This window comes from Phytohabitans sp. LZ39, assembly GCF_059359075.1.
On the sequence record NZ_JCADBM010000018.1, the window covers coordinates 91,016 to 108,677 of the forward strand.

Annotated in this window: 19 protein-coding genes and 1 tRNA gene; 12 read left to right on the forward strand and 8 right to left on the reverse strand. The window is 71.4% G+C overall.

Annotation, left to right across the window (positions count from 1 at the left end; all coding sequences use genetic code 11):
* Window positions 1-5 precede the first annotated feature (5 nt).
* From AC5L36_RS30340 to ssb, 5 genes are all read right to left on the reverse strand, one after another.
* On the reverse strand, window positions 6-1,178 hold the full coding sequence (locus tag AC5L36_RS30340; protein ID WP_441219810.1) for a M48 family metallopeptidase: 1,173 nt from the start codon (window positions 1,176-1,178) through the stop codon (window positions 6-8).
* Between the two features lie 91 nt (window positions 1,179-1,269).
* Window positions 1,270-1,818 carry a uridine kinase family protein gene (locus tag AC5L36_RS30345; RefSeq protein ID WP_441219811.1) on the reverse strand — a complete coding sequence of 183 codons (549 nt, stop codon included), beginning with the start codon at window positions 1,816-1,818 and terminating at the stop codon, window positions 1,270-1,272.
* The gene (locus AC5L36_RS30350) at window positions 1,815-3,344 is read right to left on the reverse strand and encodes a cobyric acid synthase (RefSeq protein WP_441219812.1); all 1,530 of its coding nucleotides are present in this window, start codon (window positions 3,342-3,344) and stop codon (window positions 1,815-1,817) included. The genes AC5L36_RS30345 and AC5L36_RS30350 overlap by 4 nt, the downstream gene beginning before the upstream one ends.
* Window positions 3,341-4,369, reverse strand: a complete 1,029-nt coding sequence (locus AC5L36_RS30355; RefSeq protein WP_441219813.1) for a cobalamin biosynthesis protein — start codon at window positions 4,367-4,369, stop codon at window positions 3,341-3,343. Before AC5L36_RS30355 ends, AC5L36_RS30350 begins: the two co-directional genes overlap by 4 nt.
* Before the next feature lie 305 nt (window positions 4,370-4,674).
* A complete protein-coding gene (gene ssb, locus AC5L36_RS30360; protein ID WP_441219814.1) occupies window positions 4,675-5,523 on the reverse strand; it encodes a single-stranded DNA-binding protein in 849 nt (282 codons plus the stop codon).
* 182 nt (window positions 5,524-5,705) lie between these two features.
* Between ssb and AC5L36_RS30365 the strand changes: the two genes are divergently transcribed.
* From AC5L36_RS30365 to AC5L36_RS30375, 3 genes are all read left to right on the forward strand, one after another.
* Complete coding sequence (locus AC5L36_RS30365) at window positions 5,706-6,704, forward strand: alpha/beta hydrolase (RefSeq protein ID WP_441219815.1); 999 nt, start codon at window positions 5,706-5,708, stop codon at window positions 6,702-6,704.
* A 150-nt stretch (window positions 6,705-6,854) separates the two neighbouring features.
* Window positions 6,855-6,927, forward strand: a tRNA-Arg gene (locus AC5L36_RS30370).
* Between the two features lie 44 nt (window positions 6,928-6,971).
* Window positions 6,972-7,769 (forward strand): hypothetical protein, encoded by a 798-nt coding sequence (locus AC5L36_RS30375; RefSeq protein ID WP_441219816.1) that lies wholly within the window; start codon window positions 6,972-6,974, stop codon window positions 7,767-7,769.
* A gap of 190 nt (window positions 7,770-7,959) precedes the next feature.
* Here the strand turns inward: AC5L36_RS30375 and AC5L36_RS30380 are convergent, their stop codons facing one another.
* A complete protein-coding gene (locus AC5L36_RS30380) occupies window positions 7,960-8,292 on the reverse strand; it encodes a winged helix-turn-helix transcriptional regulator (RefSeq protein ID WP_441219817.1) in 333 nt (110 codons plus the stop codon).
* Window positions 8,293-8,367: 75 nt separating this feature from the next.
* Here AC5L36_RS30380 and AC5L36_RS30385 point away from each other — a divergent pair, with 75 nt between their 5' ends.
* From AC5L36_RS30385 to AC5L36_RS30395, 3 genes are all read left to right on the forward strand, one after another.
* Complete coding sequence (locus AC5L36_RS30385; RefSeq protein ID WP_441219818.1) at window positions 8,368-8,904, forward strand: carboxymuconolactone decarboxylase family protein; 537 nt, start codon at window positions 8,368-8,370, stop codon at window positions 8,902-8,904.
* Window positions 8,882-9,697 (forward strand): GNAT family N-acetyltransferase, encoded by an 816-nt coding sequence (locus AC5L36_RS30390; protein ID WP_441219819.1) that lies wholly within the window; start codon window positions 8,882-8,884, stop codon window positions 9,695-9,697. Before AC5L36_RS30385 ends, AC5L36_RS30390 begins: the two co-directional genes overlap by 23 nt.
* A 68-nt stretch (window positions 9,698-9,765) precedes the next feature.
* Entirely contained in the window at window positions 9,766-10,107 is a 342-nt protein-coding gene (locus AC5L36_RS30395; protein WP_441219820.1) for a hypothetical protein, read from the forward strand.
* 9 nt (window positions 10,108-10,116) lie between these two features.
* Here AC5L36_RS30395 and AC5L36_RS30400 read toward each other — a convergent pair whose 3' ends face one another.
* Window positions 10,117-10,335 carry a hypothetical protein gene (locus AC5L36_RS30400; protein WP_441219821.1) on the reverse strand — a complete coding sequence of 73 codons (219 nt, stop codon included), beginning with the start codon at window positions 10,333-10,335 and terminating at the stop codon, window positions 10,117-10,119.
* A gap of 219 nt (window positions 10,336-10,554) precedes the next feature.
* Here AC5L36_RS30400 and AC5L36_RS30405 point away from each other — a divergent pair, with 219 nt between their 5' ends.
* Both AC5L36_RS30405 and AC5L36_RS30410 read left to right on the forward strand, forming a co-directional pair.
* Window positions 10,555-10,758: a cold-shock protein gene (locus AC5L36_RS30405; RefSeq protein ID WP_441219822.1), complete on the forward strand. Its 204-nt coding sequence runs from the start codon at window positions 10,555-10,557 to the stop codon at window positions 10,756-10,758.
* A 91-nt stretch (window positions 10,759-10,849) separates the two neighbouring features.
* Window positions 10,850-11,503: a class I SAM-dependent methyltransferase gene (locus AC5L36_RS30410; protein WP_441219823.1), complete on the forward strand. Its 654-nt coding sequence runs from the start codon at window positions 10,850-10,852 to the stop codon at window positions 11,501-11,503.
* 22 nt (window positions 11,504-11,525) lie between these two features.
* Here AC5L36_RS30410 and pdxR read toward each other — a convergent pair whose 3' ends face one another.
* On the reverse strand, window positions 11,526-12,983 hold the full coding sequence (pdxR, locus tag AC5L36_RS30415; RefSeq protein WP_441219824.1) for a MocR-like pyridoxine biosynthesis transcription factor PdxR: 1,458 nt from the start codon (window positions 12,981-12,983) through the stop codon (window positions 11,526-11,528).
* 157 nt (window positions 12,984-13,140) lie between these two features.
* Here pdxR and AC5L36_RS30420 point away from each other — a divergent pair, with 157 nt between their 5' ends.
* Genes AC5L36_RS30420 through AC5L36_RS30435 form a run of 4 tightly spaced genes read left to right on the forward strand, consistent with a single transcriptional unit; the run spans window position 13,141 to window position 17,309 of the window.
* Window positions 13,141-14,454, forward strand: coding sequence for an ABC transporter substrate-binding protein (locus AC5L36_RS30420; RefSeq protein ID WP_441219825.1), 1,314 nt, complete (start codon window positions 13,141-13,143; stop codon window positions 14,452-14,454).
* A gap of 43 nt (window positions 14,455-14,497) precedes the next feature.
* Window positions 14,498-15,475 (forward strand): carbohydrate ABC transporter permease, encoded by a 978-nt coding sequence (locus AC5L36_RS30425; protein ID WP_441219826.1) that lies wholly within the window; start codon window positions 14,498-14,500, stop codon window positions 15,473-15,475.
* Entirely contained in the window at window positions 15,472-16,302 is an 831-nt protein-coding gene (locus AC5L36_RS30430; protein ID WP_441219827.1) for a carbohydrate ABC transporter permease, read from the forward strand. The genes AC5L36_RS30425 and AC5L36_RS30430 overlap by 4 nt, the downstream gene beginning before the upstream one ends.
* The gene (locus AC5L36_RS30435; RefSeq protein ID WP_441219828.1) at window positions 16,299-17,309 is read left to right on the forward strand and encodes a LacI family DNA-binding transcriptional regulator; all 1,011 of its coding nucleotides are present in this window, start codon (window positions 16,299-16,301) and stop codon (window positions 17,307-17,309) included. Before AC5L36_RS30430 ends, AC5L36_RS30435 begins: the two co-directional genes overlap by 4 nt.
* Window positions 17,310-17,662: the final 353 nt, after the last annotated feature.

Genomic DNA, 17,662 nt, shown 5'->3' on the forward strand with positions numbered 1-17,662 from the left:
CGATCCTACGACCCGTCGGTGTTGCTCCCGTTGCCGTCAGTGCGGTCGGTGCTGTCAGTGCCGTTGGTCGGCGGGGTGGTGCGCTGCTCGCCGCGCGCCGCCCGCGCCGCGGCCTCGCCCGCGGCGCCGAACCAGGCGCGTGCCCGCCCGGCCGCGCCACCGGCCCACTCGCCCATCTCGGTCGCGCCGTCGCCGAGCCGCCGCAGCAGCCCGACCAGCGGGTCCTGCGTGCGCCGGAACTCTTCGCGGTAGGACTCGGCCGCCGCCTTGATCTCGGTGGTCACCGAGGCTGTCGCGTCGTCATCGCGCCGCGGGTAGTCGCCGTCGAGGATCCGCTGGTAGCCACCGCTGTCGATCCACTGCCGCAGCGACGCGGCCCGGGCCACCGGCACCGGGTGCGTCGACCACAGCGTCATGCGCAGCTTGTGGAGGCTGTCGCGCACGTCGCCGCCGCCGTCGTACTCCGAGGCCTGCTCCAGGAACGCGGCCGTGTCGACCTGGGAGAGGTCACCGCCGCCGGCCATCTTCATCAGCAGCCGCAGCGAAGCCGCGGTGTCCTGGCCGGCCAGCAGGCCCGCCCGGTCGGCGGAGAGCTCGGCCTTGCGCCACCACTCCAGCATCGCCGCGATGATGGCCCGCAGGGCGATCGAGCCGACCGGCAGCCAGCTGAGGCTCTGTGCCCAGCCGGTGAGGATCATCATGATCGTCTTGTAGACCGCGTGGCCGCTGCGAATGTGTCCCAGCTCGTGCCCGAGCAGCGCGCGCAACTCGTCGCCGTCGAGCTGCTGCACGGCCGCAGTGTTGATCACGACGAACGGCTTGTCGAGCCCGATCGCGTTGCCGTTGAGGAACGGGTCCTGCCGCACGTAGAGCTCGGGCAGCTCCGGGATGTCGAGCGACTGGGCCGCTTCCGTGTACCGCTGGTAGACAGCCGGGTACTGCCGGTGGTCAACTCGGATGGCGGAAGCGAGGTACATGAGGCGGAAGCCCCGCTCATTCCACATCCCGAAGAAGGCCTTGACCACGTCGTCGAAGCCGCGCAGCTCGCGCAACGCGGTGAGCGCGCCCCGGTCGGCCGGGTGCTCCCAGGCCCGGGAGCTGATGCCGGTGAGCACGACGCGGCGCCGCGCCGGGGGCTCAGCCGGTGTCGCCGTCCCGCCCGCATCCTCTGACGTCATGCTCGCTCCCCCGGGTAGATGTGATGCCGCTCATGCCGATGGTGCCCCAGCGTGTCCACCACGTCCATGGCTGACGTCCCGGAGATCTCCCCTAGGTGGTCGTATCCACCACCACGTCGGCGTGATCGGCGGTGGCGTCCGCGGCGAAGTGCGCCTCCTCGCCCCGCCGCCACTCCTCCAGGTACACCGAGAGCGTCCCGCCGTCGCGCCGATCCGTGCGCCGGATCCGCTCGTCGAGCGGCGCGGTCAGGAAGATCGACAGCGTCAGCTCCGGCCTGATCGCCGCCCGCGCCGAGGTGACGCCTTCCAGCACCACCACGGGCGCGGGTGGCACCTCCGTCCACTCTCGACCGAAGTGGCCCGCTTCCCAGTCGTACCGCCGGTAGCGCCCCGCCCGTCCCTCCCGCAACGGGGCGAGCACCCACTGCTCCAGCCGTGGCCAGAACGTCACCTGGTCGCCCCACCCGTCGAGCAGGTCGTCGGTGTGCACGATTGGCGTTTCCGGCCCGATCGCCTCGGCCAGCCGCGCCGCGAACGAGGTCTTGCCCGCCCCGCTCGGCCCGTCGACCGCCACCAGCCGCGTCTCGCCCAGCCGGGGTGACCGCGCCCACACCTCCTCGGCGATGCGCTCGACCCTCATCTGAGAGCGGCCTCGATCACGGGAAGCTCGGGCGGGCCCGACTCGATCAACCGCAGCAGAGCATCGGTGTCCAGGTGCTCCTCGACCAGGTCACCGAGCAGGTCGAGGGTCCGCTCGCGCACCGCCGCGAACACCGTGTCCGGCGCCACCACGAAGCCCGACCGCCCCGCCAACCGCGCCGCCTCGCTCAGAAACCGCCGCCGGAACTCGTCTGACTCGAACGCACCGTGCCAGTGCGTGCCGAACACGTTGCCCGCCACGGCACCCTCGCCCCGGCCGTCCGCGGCCTGGATGAGGGGGGCGAGCGAGGGATCGGCGCGGGAGACGTATCCGTGGTGGATCTCGTATCCGCGCACGGGCACCGAACCGAACGCCACACCCGCCGACTGCGCCAGGATCTTGCGCGCCCCGAACGTCACCTCGACCGGCAGCAGCCCGAGCCCGGCCACCGTCCCCCGGCGGCTCTCCACCTCGTCGTGGATGAGCGTGCCGAGCATCTGGAACCCGCCGCAGATGCCGAGCACCGGCCGCCCCGACGCCGCGTGCGCCGCCACGGCATCCGCGAGGCCCGTCTCCCGCAGCCAGGCCAGGTCATCCACTGTGGACTTCGAACCGGGCAGCACCACCAGATCCGCGTCGGCGAGCTCGGCCGGCTCGATCGTGAGCCGCACCCGCACGCCCGGCTCGGTGGCAAGCGCCTCCGCGTCGGTCGCGTTGGAGACCCGCGGCAGCCGCACCACCGCCACCCGCAACCATTCCGTCCCACGCGGCGGTGCGGGCCGCCCGAGCACCCGGCCGTACGCGAGCGAGTCTTCGGCGTCGAGCCAGAGGTCGAGCTGCCACGGCAACACGCCCAGCACCGGCCGCCCGCTCGCCGCCCGGATCATCTCCAGCCCGGGTGCGAGGAGCCCCGGGTCGCCGCGAAACTTGTTGACTACGAACCCGGCCACCAGCGCCTGGTCGGCCGGCTCCAGCAGCGCCACGGTCCCGAACAGCGCGGCGAACACCCCGCCCCGATCGATGTCGCCCACCACGATCGCGGGCAACCCGGCCCGCCGCGCCAGCCCCATGTTGACGAAGTCGCCGTCGCGCAGGTTGATCTCCGCCGGGCTGCCGGCACCCTCGCAGACAACCACGTCGTACTCGGCGCGCAACTCGGCCAGCGTGTCGAACACCGCCCCGGCCAGCCGCGGCCGCAGCGCCCGGTAGTCGCCCGCCGTGACCGTGTCGATCGCCTCGCCCAGCAGCACCACCTGGCTCGACCGGTCGCTGCCCGGCTTGAGCAGCACGGGGTTGAAGCGCACATCGGCCGCCACACCACTGGCCGCCGCCTGCATCGCCTGCGCCCGCCCGATCTCGCCGCCCCGCCCGGCGCCGTCGACGACGGCCGAGTTGTTGGACATGTTTTGCGCCTTGAAGGGCGCCACCTTCACGCCCCGCCGATGCAGCCAGCGACAGATGCCCGCGGTGAGCACGCTCTTTCCCGCGTCGGACGTGGTGCCCGCGACGAGCAGCCCGCCGCTCACAGCCCGCTCCCTACCGTCGCGCTCCGCATACGCCGCCGGGCCACTCCCGCGGCCCAGCCACCCCGCGCGGTGGGGCGCCCGCGGCCTTGGGCCAGACCGGCGATCGCCGCGGCGCCGGCGGCGAGCGCGAGCGCGGCCACGCCGACCGTGCCCGAGAGCAGGGCGGCGCGGCGGATGTCGAGCGCGACCGGCCGCGGCCCGTCGCCGAGGAACGGGCGGGTCTCCGACCGTCCGAAGTAGACGTTGCGGCCGCCGAGGCGGACACCGAGCGCGCCGGCCATGGCCGCCTCGCAGTGGCCGGCGTTGGGGCTGGGGTGGTCGCCGCCGTCGCGCCGCCAGACCCGCAGCGTCTCCGCCCGCTCCCCGTCCACCACCGGCGCGGCGGCCACGGTGAGCGCGGCGGTCAGCCGGGACGGCACGAGGTTGAGCACGTCGTCGAGCCGCGCGGCCGCGGTGCCGAACCGCTCGTAGCGCGCGGAACGGTGCCCCACCATCGCGTCGAGCGTATTGACCGCCCGGTAGGCGACAAGCCCCGGCAATCCGGCGACCGCGCCCCAGAAGAGCGGTGCGACGACCGCGTCCGAGGTGTTTTCCGCGACCGACTCGACCGTGGCGCGGGCGAGCTCCGGCTCGTCGAGGGTCGACGGATCGCGCCCGCAGAGGTGGCCGAGGCGTCCCCGGGCCGCGGGCAGGTCAGCCCGCTCCAGCGCGCCCGCCATGAACCCGGCCTCCCGCCGTAGAGTGCGCGCGCCCAGCACCGCCCAGGTGCCCCCCGCCACGAGCACCGCCCGCGCGACCGGCCGGCGGCGTGTCGCCGCGCTCGCCACGAGCGCCGCTGCGACCGGCACTCCCACGGCGACGGCGGTGAACGCGGCGCCCGCCGCCCGGTCGGGCCGGTAGAGCCTCCGCTCCAGCGCGGTCGCGGCCCGCCCGAAGCCGGCCACCGGATGGAACCGCCGCGGATCTCCCACCAGCGCGTCGACGGCGAAGCCGGCGAGCATGCCCGCCGCGTTGGCCAGGCTCATCGGCCCCCGACTCCCGGTCGCATGACCTCACCTCCTCACGCAGCCTAGGCCCCGACCCGCAAGGGCCCGCCGGGGCCGGGGCGTGGTCCGGTCCCGGCGGGCGCCCGTCTCGCTTGGGAGCGATGGTCCGGCGAGACGGGCGGTTGCGGAATGGTCGGCAAGCGGACCGACCAACCCGCTGGTCTGGATGCCGGCGGCGGCCCCACGGGAGGCAGCAGGCCGCCGCCGGCGGTGTCCGGGCACGAGCCCTGGACACCACCCGCCCTCCGGGCTGCTCGTCGCCAGCCGGAGCCCGTGGGCGGTGGCTAGGCGGGCACGGGCGTACGGCTCCGGCCACGCCGGCCCCGTGCCTTGCCGGGCGCGTCCGCGTCGGGCAGGCCGTCCGGGTCGGTCAGGCCGGCGCCCGGCTCGGCGCCGTCTCCCGGCAACATGTCGACGCTCAGGCCATCAGCCGTCGAGTCGCCGCCCTCCTCCGCCTCGTCGAGGTCGTCGGCCTCATCGGTGTCGTCGGTGTCGTCGTCATCCGGCTCGGCGGGCACCGCGGCGGCGCCGGTGGGCGCGAACGAGTCGAGCTCCTCGTCGAACTCACGCCCGCCACGCATCGCCGCCAGCCCGTCGTACGCCGGGGCGGGCGAGATCGGTGCGGCGCCGAAGTCGGGGGCCGGCAGGTCGTCGAACGGGTGGTCGCCATACCGCGCGGGCGCCTCGCCCTCCGGCACCGGCTCGGTCGCCTCGCCGCGCACGCGGTTTTCCGCCTCACCGTCCTCGACCGCGCTAGTCGGCCCCGTCGGGCGGGTACGCGCGAAGCGGGCCTTGCCGCGGGACAGATCGTGGCCGATGGTGACGGCCTCCATTTCGTACGTCACGCGGGCATTGCCCTCGGTGTCGGTCCAGTCGCGGGTGTAGAGGCGGCCGACGACGACCACCGGATCGCCCACCATCACGCTGGAGGCGACGCCCTCGGCGAGCCTCCGCCAGCAGCTCACCCGCACGCGCAGGCTGTTGCCGTCGACCCACTCTCCCGTCTGGCGGTCGCGGCGGCGTGCGGTCGAGGCGACCCTGAAGTGCGCGACAAGCGTGTTGCTCTGGCTGGTTCGCCGCCACTCGGGAGCGGTCAGCACATTTCCGATCATGGTCAGATAGGTATCGAACATCGTGTCTCCCCCACAGGGGTCCGAAGGGCTTGTGGTGCGAGTCGACTCGTGGGCCAGCGTGGCCCCGCACGCCACGCCCCGCCACCACCCGACCGCCAGGCTGTGGACAAGTGGCCACCCTGTGGAAAACAACCTGATCAAGCGCTGATGTGCTACGCGGCACCATGGCGTACCGTTCCCGCATGGAAGACGGGCAAGCGGACGTCCTCGGCGAGCCGTACCGGAGCAGGGTCATCGACCTGGGCCACGACGACGAGGGCCCGGTCGTCGCGACGCTGGTCTCCCGCCGCGCACAAGCGCCCTCCGGGCGCGCGGTGCTCTATGTGCACGGGTTTGTCGACTACTTCTTCCAGACCCACCTGGCCGAGTTCTTCACCGACCGCGGTTGGGACTTCTACGCGCTCGACCTGCGCAAGTACGGGCGCAGCCTCCGTCCACACCAGACGCCCAACTTCTGCCGCAGCCTCACCGACTACTACCCGGAGCTCGACGCCGCGGCCCGCATCATCCGCGACGAGGACGGCCACGACACGCTGCTCGTCAACGGCCACTCCACCGGCGGCCTGATCACGTCGCTGTGGACACACGACCGCCACGACCGGGGTTGGGTCGACGGGCTCATCCTCAACAGCCCGTTCTTCGACTTCAACGCGCGCTGGGTCATGCGCCGCCCGATCGCGGCCGCCGTCGCGCGGGTCGGTCGCTCCCGCCCGCGGCGGATCGTCCCACTCGCCCTCTCTCCCGTGTACGGCCAGACGCTCCACGCCGAACAGCGCGGCGAGTGGACCTACGACCTGGCGTGGAAGCCGCTGCTCGGCTTTCCGGTGCGCGCCGGGTGGCTGGGCGCGATCCGCGAGGCGCAGCTACGGCTGCGGAGCGGCCTGGCGATCCCGGCGCCGGTGCTGCTGGCCTGCTCGGTGCGGAGCTTCCGCGGGTCGCGCTGGCACGAGGCGGCCACGCTCGCCGACGCGGTCCTCGACGTCGAGCACATGGTGCGCTGGGCGCCGGGCCTGGGCCCGCACGTCACGGTCGTCCGGATCGACGGCGGCATGCACGATCTCACCCTCTCCGGGCCGGCGGTACGGGCCCGGGTGTTCGACGAGATGGACCGCTGGATAGGCGCGTACATGCACAGACCTCTGCGGATGGACGAGGTCGGTGGGGCCGCGGAGGCCGCCTGAAAACAGCCGCGGACGGCACGGACCACCCCTGAGGGACCGCTGAGCGTTGCCTGAGGGTCCGACACCGCCATCGGCCGTAAAGCCGGTGCTCGTCAGCCGCGTACCTGGAAACCTAATATGTGCTGGCCAGTGTTGCCGTCACTGCGTCGTGCGCTCGTAGCTCAGCGGATAGAGCAGCTGCCTTCTAAGCAGTTGGTCGCAGGTTCGAATCCTGCCGAGCGCGCCCTCAGCTCAATCCGAAATCTATTCACGTCCTACGGTGTATCGGTGCGCGTCTCCGCCGTGACCTCACCGAGTGACCCTGCCGTGCCCAACGAAGACTGGGTGCACGCCACCCACGATCTCGTCATCGTCCTCGACGGCCAGACCGCGCGCACCGGCACCGGCTGCCGGCACGGCGTCTCCTGGTACACGGAGAGTCTCGGCGCCGCGATCGTCGGCCGCGCGTCCGATCCGGCGCCGGGTCTCGACGCGGTGCTGGCGGAGGCCATCGAGCGGACCGCGGCCCGGCACCCGGAGTGTGACCTGAGCCATCCGGCCACGCCGTCTGCGGCGGCGGCCATCGTCCGGGTCGGACAAGAGGCGGTCGACTACCTGATCCTGGGCGACGTCACCGTGCTCGCCGACACCACCTTCGGCCCGCACGTGCTGACCGACGGCCGGATCGAGGCCACGGCCGTCGCCGAGCGCCGCGCGGCCGACCGGCACCCGATCGGTTCCCCGGAGAAGCGGGCCGCCCTCCTGCGCATGAAGCACGCCGAGCTCGCCCAGCGCAATCGCACCGGCGGCTTCTGGGTGGCCGCGGCGGACCCGGCCGCGGCCCGGCGCGCCATCACCGGGCGGTTGCCTGGCGTGCGGCGGTTGGCCGTGCTCTCCGACGGGGCGGCCCGGCTCGTGGCGCTCTTCGGCCAGCTGGACTGGCCCGGCGCGCTCGACCTGCTGGAGTCACACGGCCCGGCGGAGCTGATCAGACGGGTACGCGCGCTCGAGGCCAGCGATCCAGCCGGCCTGGCGTGGCCGCGCAACAAAGCCAGCGACGACGCCACCGCGGTCTATCGCGGCTAGGCCCAAGTGCGGCGGCCTTCGGCCGCCACTCACCCAGGCCGGCGAAGCCGGCCGACGTTCGCGGCCGGCCGCCGCGCTAGCGCCGAGCGCGCCGCCGCCACCAGATCAACGCCAGCCCCAGCCCGACCGCCGCCGTGGCCCACAGACAGCACGACGCGGCGATCAAGAGGCCGGCGAACTCCCACTCCACCTACGCCTCCAGCTCCTCGGCCCACCGCTCCGACCACCGTGCCAGCGGGCGTAGCGCCTGGTAGGCGTCGCGACCCAAGGGCGTCAGCCCGTACGAGGTGTCCGGCAGCTGCGCCACGACGCGGCTCTCGACCAGTTCGCCCAGGCGTTGGCGCAGCACGCTCGACGACATGTCGCCGCAACGGTGCTGGAGCGCGCGGAAGCCGAGCGGCCCTTCGCGCAGCTCCCACAGGATGCGCAGGCTCCACCGGCGCCCGAAGAGGTCCAGCGCGGCCATCAGCGGGCGGCCCGTGGTCGAACCCCGGACCGGCCCACCCGGCTTCGGAGCGGTCACACCCACACCCCCTGGCGCTTCGAATAGAGAAACGCTACCGTGCTTCTAAAACAGAAGCAGCAAGGGAGGCCGGCCGTGGCTCGCATCGCTCCACTCAGCCCGCCGTACGCGACCGACGTCGCCACCGCGCTCGCCAAATGGATGCCGCCCGGCACCGACCGCGAGCCGCTCGTGCTCTTCCGCGTCCTCCAGCGCCACCCCGAGCTCGCCTCGCGGATGCGCGTGGTCGGCGCCGGCCTGCTCGGCCACGGCACACTGCCACCCGCCGACCGCGAGCTGGTGATCCTGCGGACGTGCGCCCGTGCCGGCGGCTGGTACGAGTGGGGCATACACGCGATAGCGTTCACCGACCTCACGCCGGCACAGATAGACGCGACCGCCGTCAGACAGTCCACCGATCCGCTGATCCACGCCGCGGACGAGCTGCACGACCACGCGCGCTGGTCAGACGAGACCTGGCGGGCGCTGCGCGACCGTTACACCGACGAGCAGCTGATCGAGCTGCTCGTCCTCGCCGGGTGGTACCGCATGATCAGTTACGTCGTCACCAACTTGCTGGACGACGAGGACGCCCAGCAGGATCGGGTGCGTGATCGACCGTCTCACCGTTGACGACCTGGACGCCTGCCTGGCCCTCGCGCAGGATCGCGACTGGCCGCCCGAGCGGCACAAGTGGCGCCTCCTCTTCGACATCGGCACGGTCTACGGCATCCGCGGCGAGGGCGGCGAGGTCATCGCCACCGCGATCCTGACCAGATACGGCACCGGCCTCGCCGCGATCAGCATGGTGCTCGTCGCCAGCCACCACGGGCGGCAGGGCCTCGGCCGGGCGCTGATGACCCAGGCCATCGCCGACGCGGGCGACGCGACCGTCTTCCTCAACGCCACCGAGTACGGCCGCCCGCTCTACGAACGGCTCGGCTTCGTCACCGTCGGCCGGACGTTCACCCACATCGGACACTTCACCGGCGGCGGCGAGGGCATCTCGCGGCCGGCGACACCCGGCGACCGCGACGCGATCCACCGCCTCGACGCCGAGGTCAACGGCGCGGACCGAAAAATCCTCATGGACCGCCTGCCGGCCTTCTCGTCGGAGGTCCGCGCCGTCGTGCGCCAAGGAGCCGTCACCGGGTACGGCGCGACGTGGCCCAACCACGGCAACACCGTGATCGGTCCGGTCGTGGCCGCGACGCCGGCCGAGGCGCGTGGCCTGATCGCCGACCTGGCGGCCGGGGTCGAGGGCCCGATCCGCCTCGACCTCGACGACCGGCACCCCGAGCTGCACGGCTGGGCGGTCGAGCGGGGCCTGGAGCCGCGCACCTCGACCGCGGTCATGGCGCTCGGCGGTACGCTCCCCGGCGACCGAGGCCGCTGGTTCGTCCCGATGATGCAAGCACTTGGCTGACCTTCTTGACACGAGGTACTCGTGCCACGACCCTTTGTGATGACAACCCTCTATATAGGAGGTCGCGGGTGGCCAAGGAGAAGTTCGAGCTCGTGTTCCTCGCCGGCGGCTTGCTGCTCGACGTGCTGGCAAACCGCCTGCGCCGCGACCCGGCGACACCTCGCGAGGTGGTGGGCGCCGCGATGTTCGCGGTTGACCAGACCTTCGACGAGCGGCGCGCCCACCTGGCCGACGCGCGGAGCATCGCCGACCAGATCGACGTGATCAAGGCCGAGCTCTGCGCCGACGAGCCGCACAAGCTCGTGCTGGAGGCCTACCTCGACGAGCTGGCCATGCGTGCCGCGACCGACGCCGAGCTCAGTGAGGCGGTCGACCGTCTCCGCGAGGCTGTGCGCGGCTGGCAGGGCTGACCGGCACGGTCAGGCGCGGGCCGGCCCGTCGTAGTCGGCGGCGACGTAGACGGGCCGCCGCTCCCCGCCGCCCAGCGCGAAGCGGCGCACGTAGGTCACCCGTCCGGTCTCGGCCGGAGGGGTCACGTTGAAATGCGTGGGTAGCGACTCCTGCCCCCGCGCTACACGTCCCGGCGTCACCTCGTGCCGCTCGCCGTGCCACGGACCGCCCAGGAAAAGTACTCGCATACGCTGATCCTGCCCCATCGGCGTCTCGCGCGAAAGTGCCCCGCGGGCGTGGTACGGTCTACGGGTTGCAGTTTGGTTTCCGTGTGCCCAGTTAGCGCTTGGTGGACAGATGACCGCCAGGCGCTTTTTGTGTCGCCGGATAACCGAACGAGGCTGATCGATGCCTGCGACGCAGGACCCGTAAGGTGCGGGCCCATCAGCCTTGTTGAAGGAGTAGACATGGCTTTCGGCACTGTGAAGTGGTTCAACGCGGACAAGGGCTTCGGCTTCATCGCCCAGGACGGCGGCGGCCCGGACGTGTTCGCGCACTACTCGAAGATCGCGTCCTCCGGCTTCCGCAGCCTGGACGAAAACCAGCGTGTCGAGTTCGACATCGAGCAGGGCCAGAAGGGCCCGCAGGCGGCCAACATCCGCCCGATCTGAGGTCTCGCACGCCTGCCGTCAGCGCGGCAGGTGTGCGACTCCCCAGGCCACGCACTCACGTCACCCAAGCCGCGGCTCACTGAAGGATCACTTGAACAACCTTCGTTCCCGCGGTATCGACGACCTCCACCTGATCTCGGTGCCACTCGCACCGGAGGTACGGCTGTTCCTGGCCGAGGACGCGATACTGCTCTGGGCCCGGCTGGAAGCCGACGCCGGGCGGCGCCTCCCACCACCGTTTTGGGCATCCGCCTGGCTCGGCGGGCAGGCGCTCGCACGCTACGTCCTCGACAATCCGTCTGTCGTCGCCGGCCGGCGGGTGCTCGACCTGGCGAGCGGCTCGGGTCTGGTCGCGATCGCCGCGGCCATGGCCGGCGCCCGTGAGGTCGACGCCAACGACGTCGACCCGTACGCCATCGCCGCCATCGAGATGAACGCCCAGGTCAACGAGGTGGCCATCCACCCTCGCTGGGCCGACCTGCTCGACGGCGACGGCGCGGGCGCCGAGGTGGTGCTCGCCGGCGACATCCTCTACAGCCCCGGGCTGGCCGAGCGCGCCCTACCGTTCCTCGCCCGGGCCGCCGCGCGAGGCGCCCTGGTGCTGGTCGGCGACCCGGACCGGGGCCACCTGCCCCACGACTGGCTGGAGACCGTGGCCAGCTACCCGGTTCCGATCGTCGGGACGCCGGAAGACGCGCAGATCGAGCGCACCTCTGTGCTCACCCCGCGCAGGTCACCCGCCTAGCTAGTGCGATGGCCACAAACGATCAGAAACCTTCCTGTCCGGCAGAGGCCTGAGCTTCGACGACTGATAGGCGCCCGAAGGCGGCGGCCAGGCGGCGTAGGCCTTCGGCGATGCGCTCGGTCGGGATCGCGCCGTATCCGATTACCAAGCCCTCCCGCGCCGACTCACCGAGGTAATAGTCGCGCAGCGCCTGCACGCCCACGCCGGCCGAGAACGCGGCGGCCACCACCGGCTCTACGTCCACTGTGGATAGCGTGCACAGGTGCAGCCCGGCCGCTGACGGGACCACCCGGAGCCACGGCGCGAAGTCATCCGCCAGCGCCGCCACGATCAGGGCGTGCCGTTCGGCGTAATGGCGGTTGGCCTTGCGCACGTGCCGGGCGAGCAAACCCTCGTCGACGAACCGGGCCAACGCGGCCTGGGTCGGCAGGTCGCCGTGCCAGTCGGTGACCAGCTTGGCGCTGGCCAGCGCCGGCTGGAGCGAGGCGGGCGCGACCAGGAAACCGAGGCGCAGCATGGGCAGCAGCGTCTTGCTGAACGAGCCGACGTACACCACCCGCCCGCCGCGGTCGAGGCTCTGCAACGGCTCCAGCGGCCGATCCTCGAAGCGAAACTCGCTGTCGTAGTCGTCTTCGATCACGATCGCTTCCCGCCGTTCCGCCCAGGCGAGCAGCGCCGCGCGGCGGGCGAGCGAGAGCGGTGTACCCATCGGAAACTGGTGTGACGGCGTGACGTAGACGAGCCGGGCGGCGGCCGGGATCGCGGCCACGTCGATGCCCTCGGCGTCCACCGGCACGCCCACGACGCGCGCGCCGAGCGACTGGAAGAGCAGCCGCGCCGGCCAGTACCCGGGCTCCTCCACCGCGACGGTGCTCCCCGGCTCGACGAGCACGCGGCCGATCAGGTCGAGGGCCTGCTGCGCGCCGTGGGTGACGAGCACGTCGTCCGCGCCCGCCCGCACCGACCGGGCCACCCCGATGTGGCGTGCGATGGCGGCGCGCAGGCCGGCGTGGCCGCGCGGGTCGCCGTAGGTGGCCGAGCGCACCGCGGAGGCGCGCAGCTCGCGGGCGAGGAGCCGGCGCCACGTCTCGATCGGGAAGAAACGGCCGTCCGGCACGCCGACCGAGAAGTCGAACTCCACAGTGGACGCGCTGACGGCGGGCACAGCCAAGGTGCGCCACACCGCCCGCGGCAGCACGTTCGAGCTGGAGGGCGCGGCCCGGGAGCGGAGCCGGCCCAGTGGCTCGGTCGAAACGAAGGTGCCCGCGCCGACCCGGCTCACCAGGAAGCCCTCGGCGGTCAGTCGCTCGTACGCGACCGCGACCGTGTTGCGGGAGACCTCCAGGCGCTGGGCGAGGTCGCGGGTGGGCGGCAATCGCTCCCCCGAGCGCAGCCGCCCGTCCAGGATCGCGTCCAGCAGCTGGCGGTAGATGCCGGCGGCCAGGTCGCGTCGCCCGGTGAGGCTGACGTGGATGTCCATCGCCCGCAGCCTAGCACCGCCGTGGGAGCGCTCTCACAGACTCACTTGGACTCGTTTGGTAACAGCTTGAGAGCGCTCTCTTGACAAGCCTGACATCAAGCACGACCCTCCTCCTGTGAGAGCGCTCTCACCGGAGCGCGGCGCGAGAGGGGCACCTATGCACGTCAACTCCCGCGGTCGCCGGTTTGCGGCCGTGGCCGTCGCCGTCACCACGGCGACCTTGCTGGCCGCCTGCGGCGGCGACGACGGAGACAGCGGTAGCGGAGACGGGCCGATCACGTTGACGGTCGACGTCTTCGGGCAGTTCGGATATGACGAGCTCTACAAGCAGTACGAGGCGAGCCACCCCAACGTGAAGATCGTCGAGCGGGGCACCGGCAGCAACCTCGACGAGTACTCGCCGAAGCTCACCCAGTGGCTCGCGGCGGGCAAGGGCGCCGGCGACGTCGTGGCGATCGAGGAGGGCCTGCTCGTCGAGTACAAGGCCAACCCCGGCAACTTCGTCAACCTGCTCGACCACGGCGCGGCCGAGCTCAAGGGCAACTTCATGGAGTGGAAGTGGAACCAGGGGCTCACCGCTGACGGCAAGCAGCTCGTCGGCCTCGGCACCGACGTCGGCGGCATGGCGATGTGCTACCGCAAGGACCTCTTCGAGAGGGCCGGCCTGCCCACCGAGCGGGACGCGGTGTCCAAGCTGTGGCCGACCTGGCAGGACTACGTCAAGGTCGGCGAGCAGTTCAAGGCCAAGAACACCGGCGCGGCCTTCCTCGACGCCGCCACCAACACGTTCAACACGATCGTGCTCCAGTACGCCGGCACCGGCGGCGGCTTCCACTACTACGACACCGGCGACAACCTCGTGGTCGACAGCAACCCGGTGGTCAAGCAGGCCTGGGACACCACGATGGACATCATCGACTCCGGCCTGTCCGGCAAGTACCAAGCTTGGTCGGACGACTGGGTGGCCGCGTTCAAGCAGTCGAAGTTCGCCACGATCGCCTGCCCGGCGTGGATGACCGGCGTCATCGAGGGCAACGCGGGTGCGGGCGCCTCCGGCAAGTGGGACATCGCCACCGTGCCCGGCAACGGCGGCAACTGGGGCGGCTCCTTCCTCGCCGTGCCCAAGCAGAGCAAACACCAGGCCGAGGCGGTCGAGCTGGCCAAGTTCCTGACCAGCCCGCAGGGGCAGATCGGCGCGTTCAAGGCGAAGGGCCCGCTGCCCTCCTCGCCGCAGGCGCTGGACGACCCGGCCGTCACGGCGGCGACAAGCGTGTACTTCAGCGGTGCGCCCACCGGCCAGATCTTCGGCGCCGGCGCGAAGAGCCTCAAGCCGGTCTACATGGGACCGAAGAACCAAGCGGTGCGGACGGAGGTGGAAAACGCGGTACGCACGGTCGAACTCGGTCAACGCAGTCCCACAGACGGCTGGACCGACGCCGTGAAGAACGCCAAGAAGGCCGCTGACAAATGAGCGCGACCGAGCCCCGCAGTCGCTCATTTAAAAAGGACAAGTAGTGGCCACCAGCCTCGACATCCGCACCGAGCCCGGGACGCCGGTCAGCCACCGGCGTCCCGGGGCACCCCGGCGGCACCGGCTCAGCCGCCTCGACGTGAAGTACTCGCCGTACCTGTACATCGCGCCGTTCTTCGTGCTCTTCGCGGTGTTCGGCGCCTACCCGCTGGTGTACACGCTGTGGGTCTCGCTCCACGAGTGGGACCTGCTCGCCGACGAGCACCCCTTCGTCGGGCTGGCGAACTACAGCGCGCTGATGAGCGACGGCGACTTCTGGAACTCGGTGTACAACACGCTCGGCATCTTCGTCATCTCGACGGTGCCGCAGCTGCTGCTCGCGCTGTGGCTGGCCAACCTGCTCAACCGCCAGCTCCGCGCGCGCACGTTCTTCCGGATGGGCGTGCTGATCCCGAACATCACCTCCACCGCGGCGGTGGCGATCGTCTTCGGCCAGCTCTTCAGCCGCGACTTCGGCCTCGTCAACTGGGCGCTGGGCCTCGTCGGCGTGGGCCCGATCGACTGGAACGCCAGCAAGCTCGGCTCCTGGATCGCCATCTCCACGATGGTCGACTGGCGGTGGACCGGCTACAACGCGCTCATCTTCCTGGCCGCGATGCAGGCCATTCCCCGCGACCTGTACGAGTCGGCCGCGATCGACGGTGCCCGCCCGGCGCGGCAGTTCTGGTCGATCACGGTGCCGCTGCTCCGCCCGACGATCGTCTTCTGCGTCATCATCTCCACGATCGGCGGCCTCCAGCTCTTCACCGAGCCGCTCCTGTTCAACTCCGGCACCAACCCGATCCGCGGCGGGTCTCTGCGCGAGTCGCAGACCATGACGATGTACATGTTCGAGAACGCGTTCGCGCCCAACTACAACTTCGGGTACGGCGCCGCGGTCGCCTGGATGCTCTTCGCCCTCATCGTCGTCGTGGCCATCGTCAACGTACTGATCATCCGAAGGGCGGCGCGGTCCTCATGAGTCTCTGGAAAGGCACGCGCCTCACCTACGTGGCCCTGCTGCTCGCCGGTGTGATGTCGATCTTCCCGATCTACTGGATGTTCGTCGTCGCCACCCGCTCCAGCGACGCGATGGGCGAGGTGCCCCCGCCGGTAACTCCAGGCGGCAATTTGCCCGGCAACCTCGACCGCCTCTTCGCCAACGCCGACGCCCACTTCCTCACCGGCATGCTCAACTCGGCCATCGTCGCCGGCTGCGTGACGCTGAGCGTGGTGTTTTTCTCGTCGCTTGCCGGCTTCGCCTTCGCCAAGCTCCGCTTCCGCGGCTCCAACGCCCTGCTGCTCGTCATCATCGCGACGATGATGGTGCCCACCCAGCTCGGCGTCATCCCGCTGTACATGCTGATGACCGACCTCGGCTGGAACGACCGCCTCCAGGCCGTGATCGTGCCCGCGCTGGTCACCGGCTTCGGCGTCTTCATGATGCGGCAGTACGCCAGCCAGGCCATCTCGGACGAGCTGATCGAGGCGGCCCGGGTCGACGGCTGCGGCACGTTCCGCATCTTCCGCAGCGTGGTCGCCCCCGCGCTCCGCCCGGCCGCCGCCGTGCTAGGGCTCCTCACGTTCATGACCACGTGGAACGACTTCCTGTGGCCCTACGCCGTGCTGAACGACCCGGAGAACCCCACCGTCCAGCTCTCCCTGCGCGCCCTGTCCAACGGCTACTACCAGGACATGTCGCAGGTCTTCACGGGTACGGCCATCGCCACGCTGCCACTGCTCGTCGTGTTCGTCATCTTCGGACGCCAGATCATCGGGGGGATCATGGAAGGCGCGGTCAAGGCGTGACGTCCGCACGCGAGCGCCCGACGCTGGAGGAGGTGGCGCGCCGGGCGGGGGTCTCGCGCGCCACCGTCTCCCGTGTCGTCAACGGCTCCCCGACGGTCGCACCACCCATCCAGGAAGCGGTCCGCCGCGCGGTGCGCGAACTCGGATACGTGCCCAACCTGGCTGCCCGCACGCTGGTCACCCAACGGACCGACTCCATCGCCTTGGTACTCCCCGAGACCGCCACCCGCGTCTTCTCCGACGACCCGCTGTTTCCAGGCATCGTGCGCGGCGTGAGCCAGGAGCTGGAGGCCGCCGACCGCCAGCTGGTGCTGATGATGGCCGGCTCCGCGGCAAGCCACGACCGCATCGAACGCTACGCGATGGGCCGCCACGTCGACGGCGTGATGTTCGCGTCGATGCACGGCATGGACCCACTGCCCGGCGCCCTGGCCAGGATCGGCATGCCCGCGGTATGCAGCGGCCGCCCCTTGGGCCGGCCCGGAGTGCCCTATGTGGACATAGACCACGTGAGCGGCGTGACAAGCGCCGTACAACACCTGCTGGACGCCGGCCGCCAGCGGATAGCGACAATCGCGGGACCGCAGGACATGGTCGCGGGCATCGAACGCCTGGCCGGCTACCGCGACGCCCTGCGCGGCTCGGACCGCCGCTCGATAGTCGCGGTCGGCGACTTCACCCGCGAGTCGGGCGCCGTCGCGATGCGCCACCTGCTGGACGACGACCCCAAGCTGGACGCGGTGTTCGTCGCGTCGGACCTGATGGCCGACGGCGCTCTCCGCACCCTCCGCGACGCCGGCCGGCGGGTGCCGGACGATGTCGCGGTGATCGGCTTCGACGACGCCGAGTTCGCCAGCTACACCGACCCTCCACTGACGACAGTCCGCCAGCCGATAATCGAAATCGGCCGCGAGATGGTCCGGCTCCTATTGAGCCTCGCCGAGGGCGAGCCAGTCGAGCCTGCCCTCATCCTCCCGACCCACCTGGTCGTCAGGGAGAGCGCGTAAGCAGCTACAACCAGAGACCTTCGGGGCTAGGGTCGCCGTCCGTGGCGTTGCTTCGAGGCATATTTGCCCGCGTCCGCGTCAGCTGCGGGCCGTATGCTCCCGCGGGCACCGCTCCCGGCCGGCGGCTCGCAGCGCTCGCCGAAACCCCCGGCCGTCCACTGCCAGGCCCGCGACACAAGCCCCGAAGGCGCCATCCTGACGCAGCGTAACCAGCTAAGGGGCGAGACTTTGTGGACAAACGTCGACCACCGCCCGGCGCGAGCCCGATCAACCCCGCCCCCCTTTCCCTCGGCCGGTTGGGCGCAGGGGTGCCGTGACCAACGGCGGACGGGTGAGGCCGCGGGAGCAGCGGT

Excerpts from the sequence above, each read along its gene's own strand:
- AC5L36_RS30345 (WP_441219811.1), bottom strand. The coding sequence starts at position 1,818 with ATGAGGGTCGAGCGCATCGCCGAGGAGGTGTGGGCGCGGTCACCCCGG.
- AC5L36_RS30340 (WP_441219810.1), bottom strand. The coding sequence starts at position 1,178 with ATGACGTCAGAGGATGCGGGCGGGACGGCGACACCGGCTGAGCCCCCG.
- pdxR (WP_441219824.1), bottom strand. The coding sequence starts at position 12,983 with ATGGACATCCACGTCAGCCTCACCGGGCGACGCGACCTGGCCGCCGGC.
- AC5L36_RS30405 (WP_441219822.1), top strand. The coding sequence starts at position 10,555 with ATGGCTTTCGGCACTGTGAAGTGGTTCAACGCGGACAAGGGCTTCGGC.
- AC5L36_RS30430 (WP_441219827.1), top strand. The coding sequence starts at position 15,472 with ATGAGTCTCTGGAAAGGCACGCGCCTCACCTACGTGGCCCTGCTGCTC.
- AC5L36_RS30355 (WP_441219813.1), bottom strand. The coding sequence starts at position 4,369 with ATGAGCCTGGCCAACGCGGCGGGCATGCTCGCCGGCTTCGCCGTCGAC.
- ssb (WP_441219814.1), bottom strand. The coding sequence starts at position 5,523 with ATGTTCGATACCTATCTGACCATGATCGGAAATGTGCTGACCGCTCCC.
- AC5L36_RS30365 (WP_441219815.1), top strand. The coding sequence starts at position 5,706 with ATGGAAGACGGGCAAGCGGACGTCCTCGGCGAGCCGTACCGGAGCAGG.
- AC5L36_RS30420 (WP_441219825.1), top strand. The coding sequence starts at position 13,141 with ATGCACGTCAACTCCCGCGGTCGCCGGTTTGCGGCCGTGGCCGTCGCC.
- AC5L36_RS30400 (WP_441219821.1), bottom strand. The coding sequence starts at position 10,335 with ATGCGAGTACTTTTCCTGGGCGGTCCGTGGCACGGCGAGCGGCACGAG.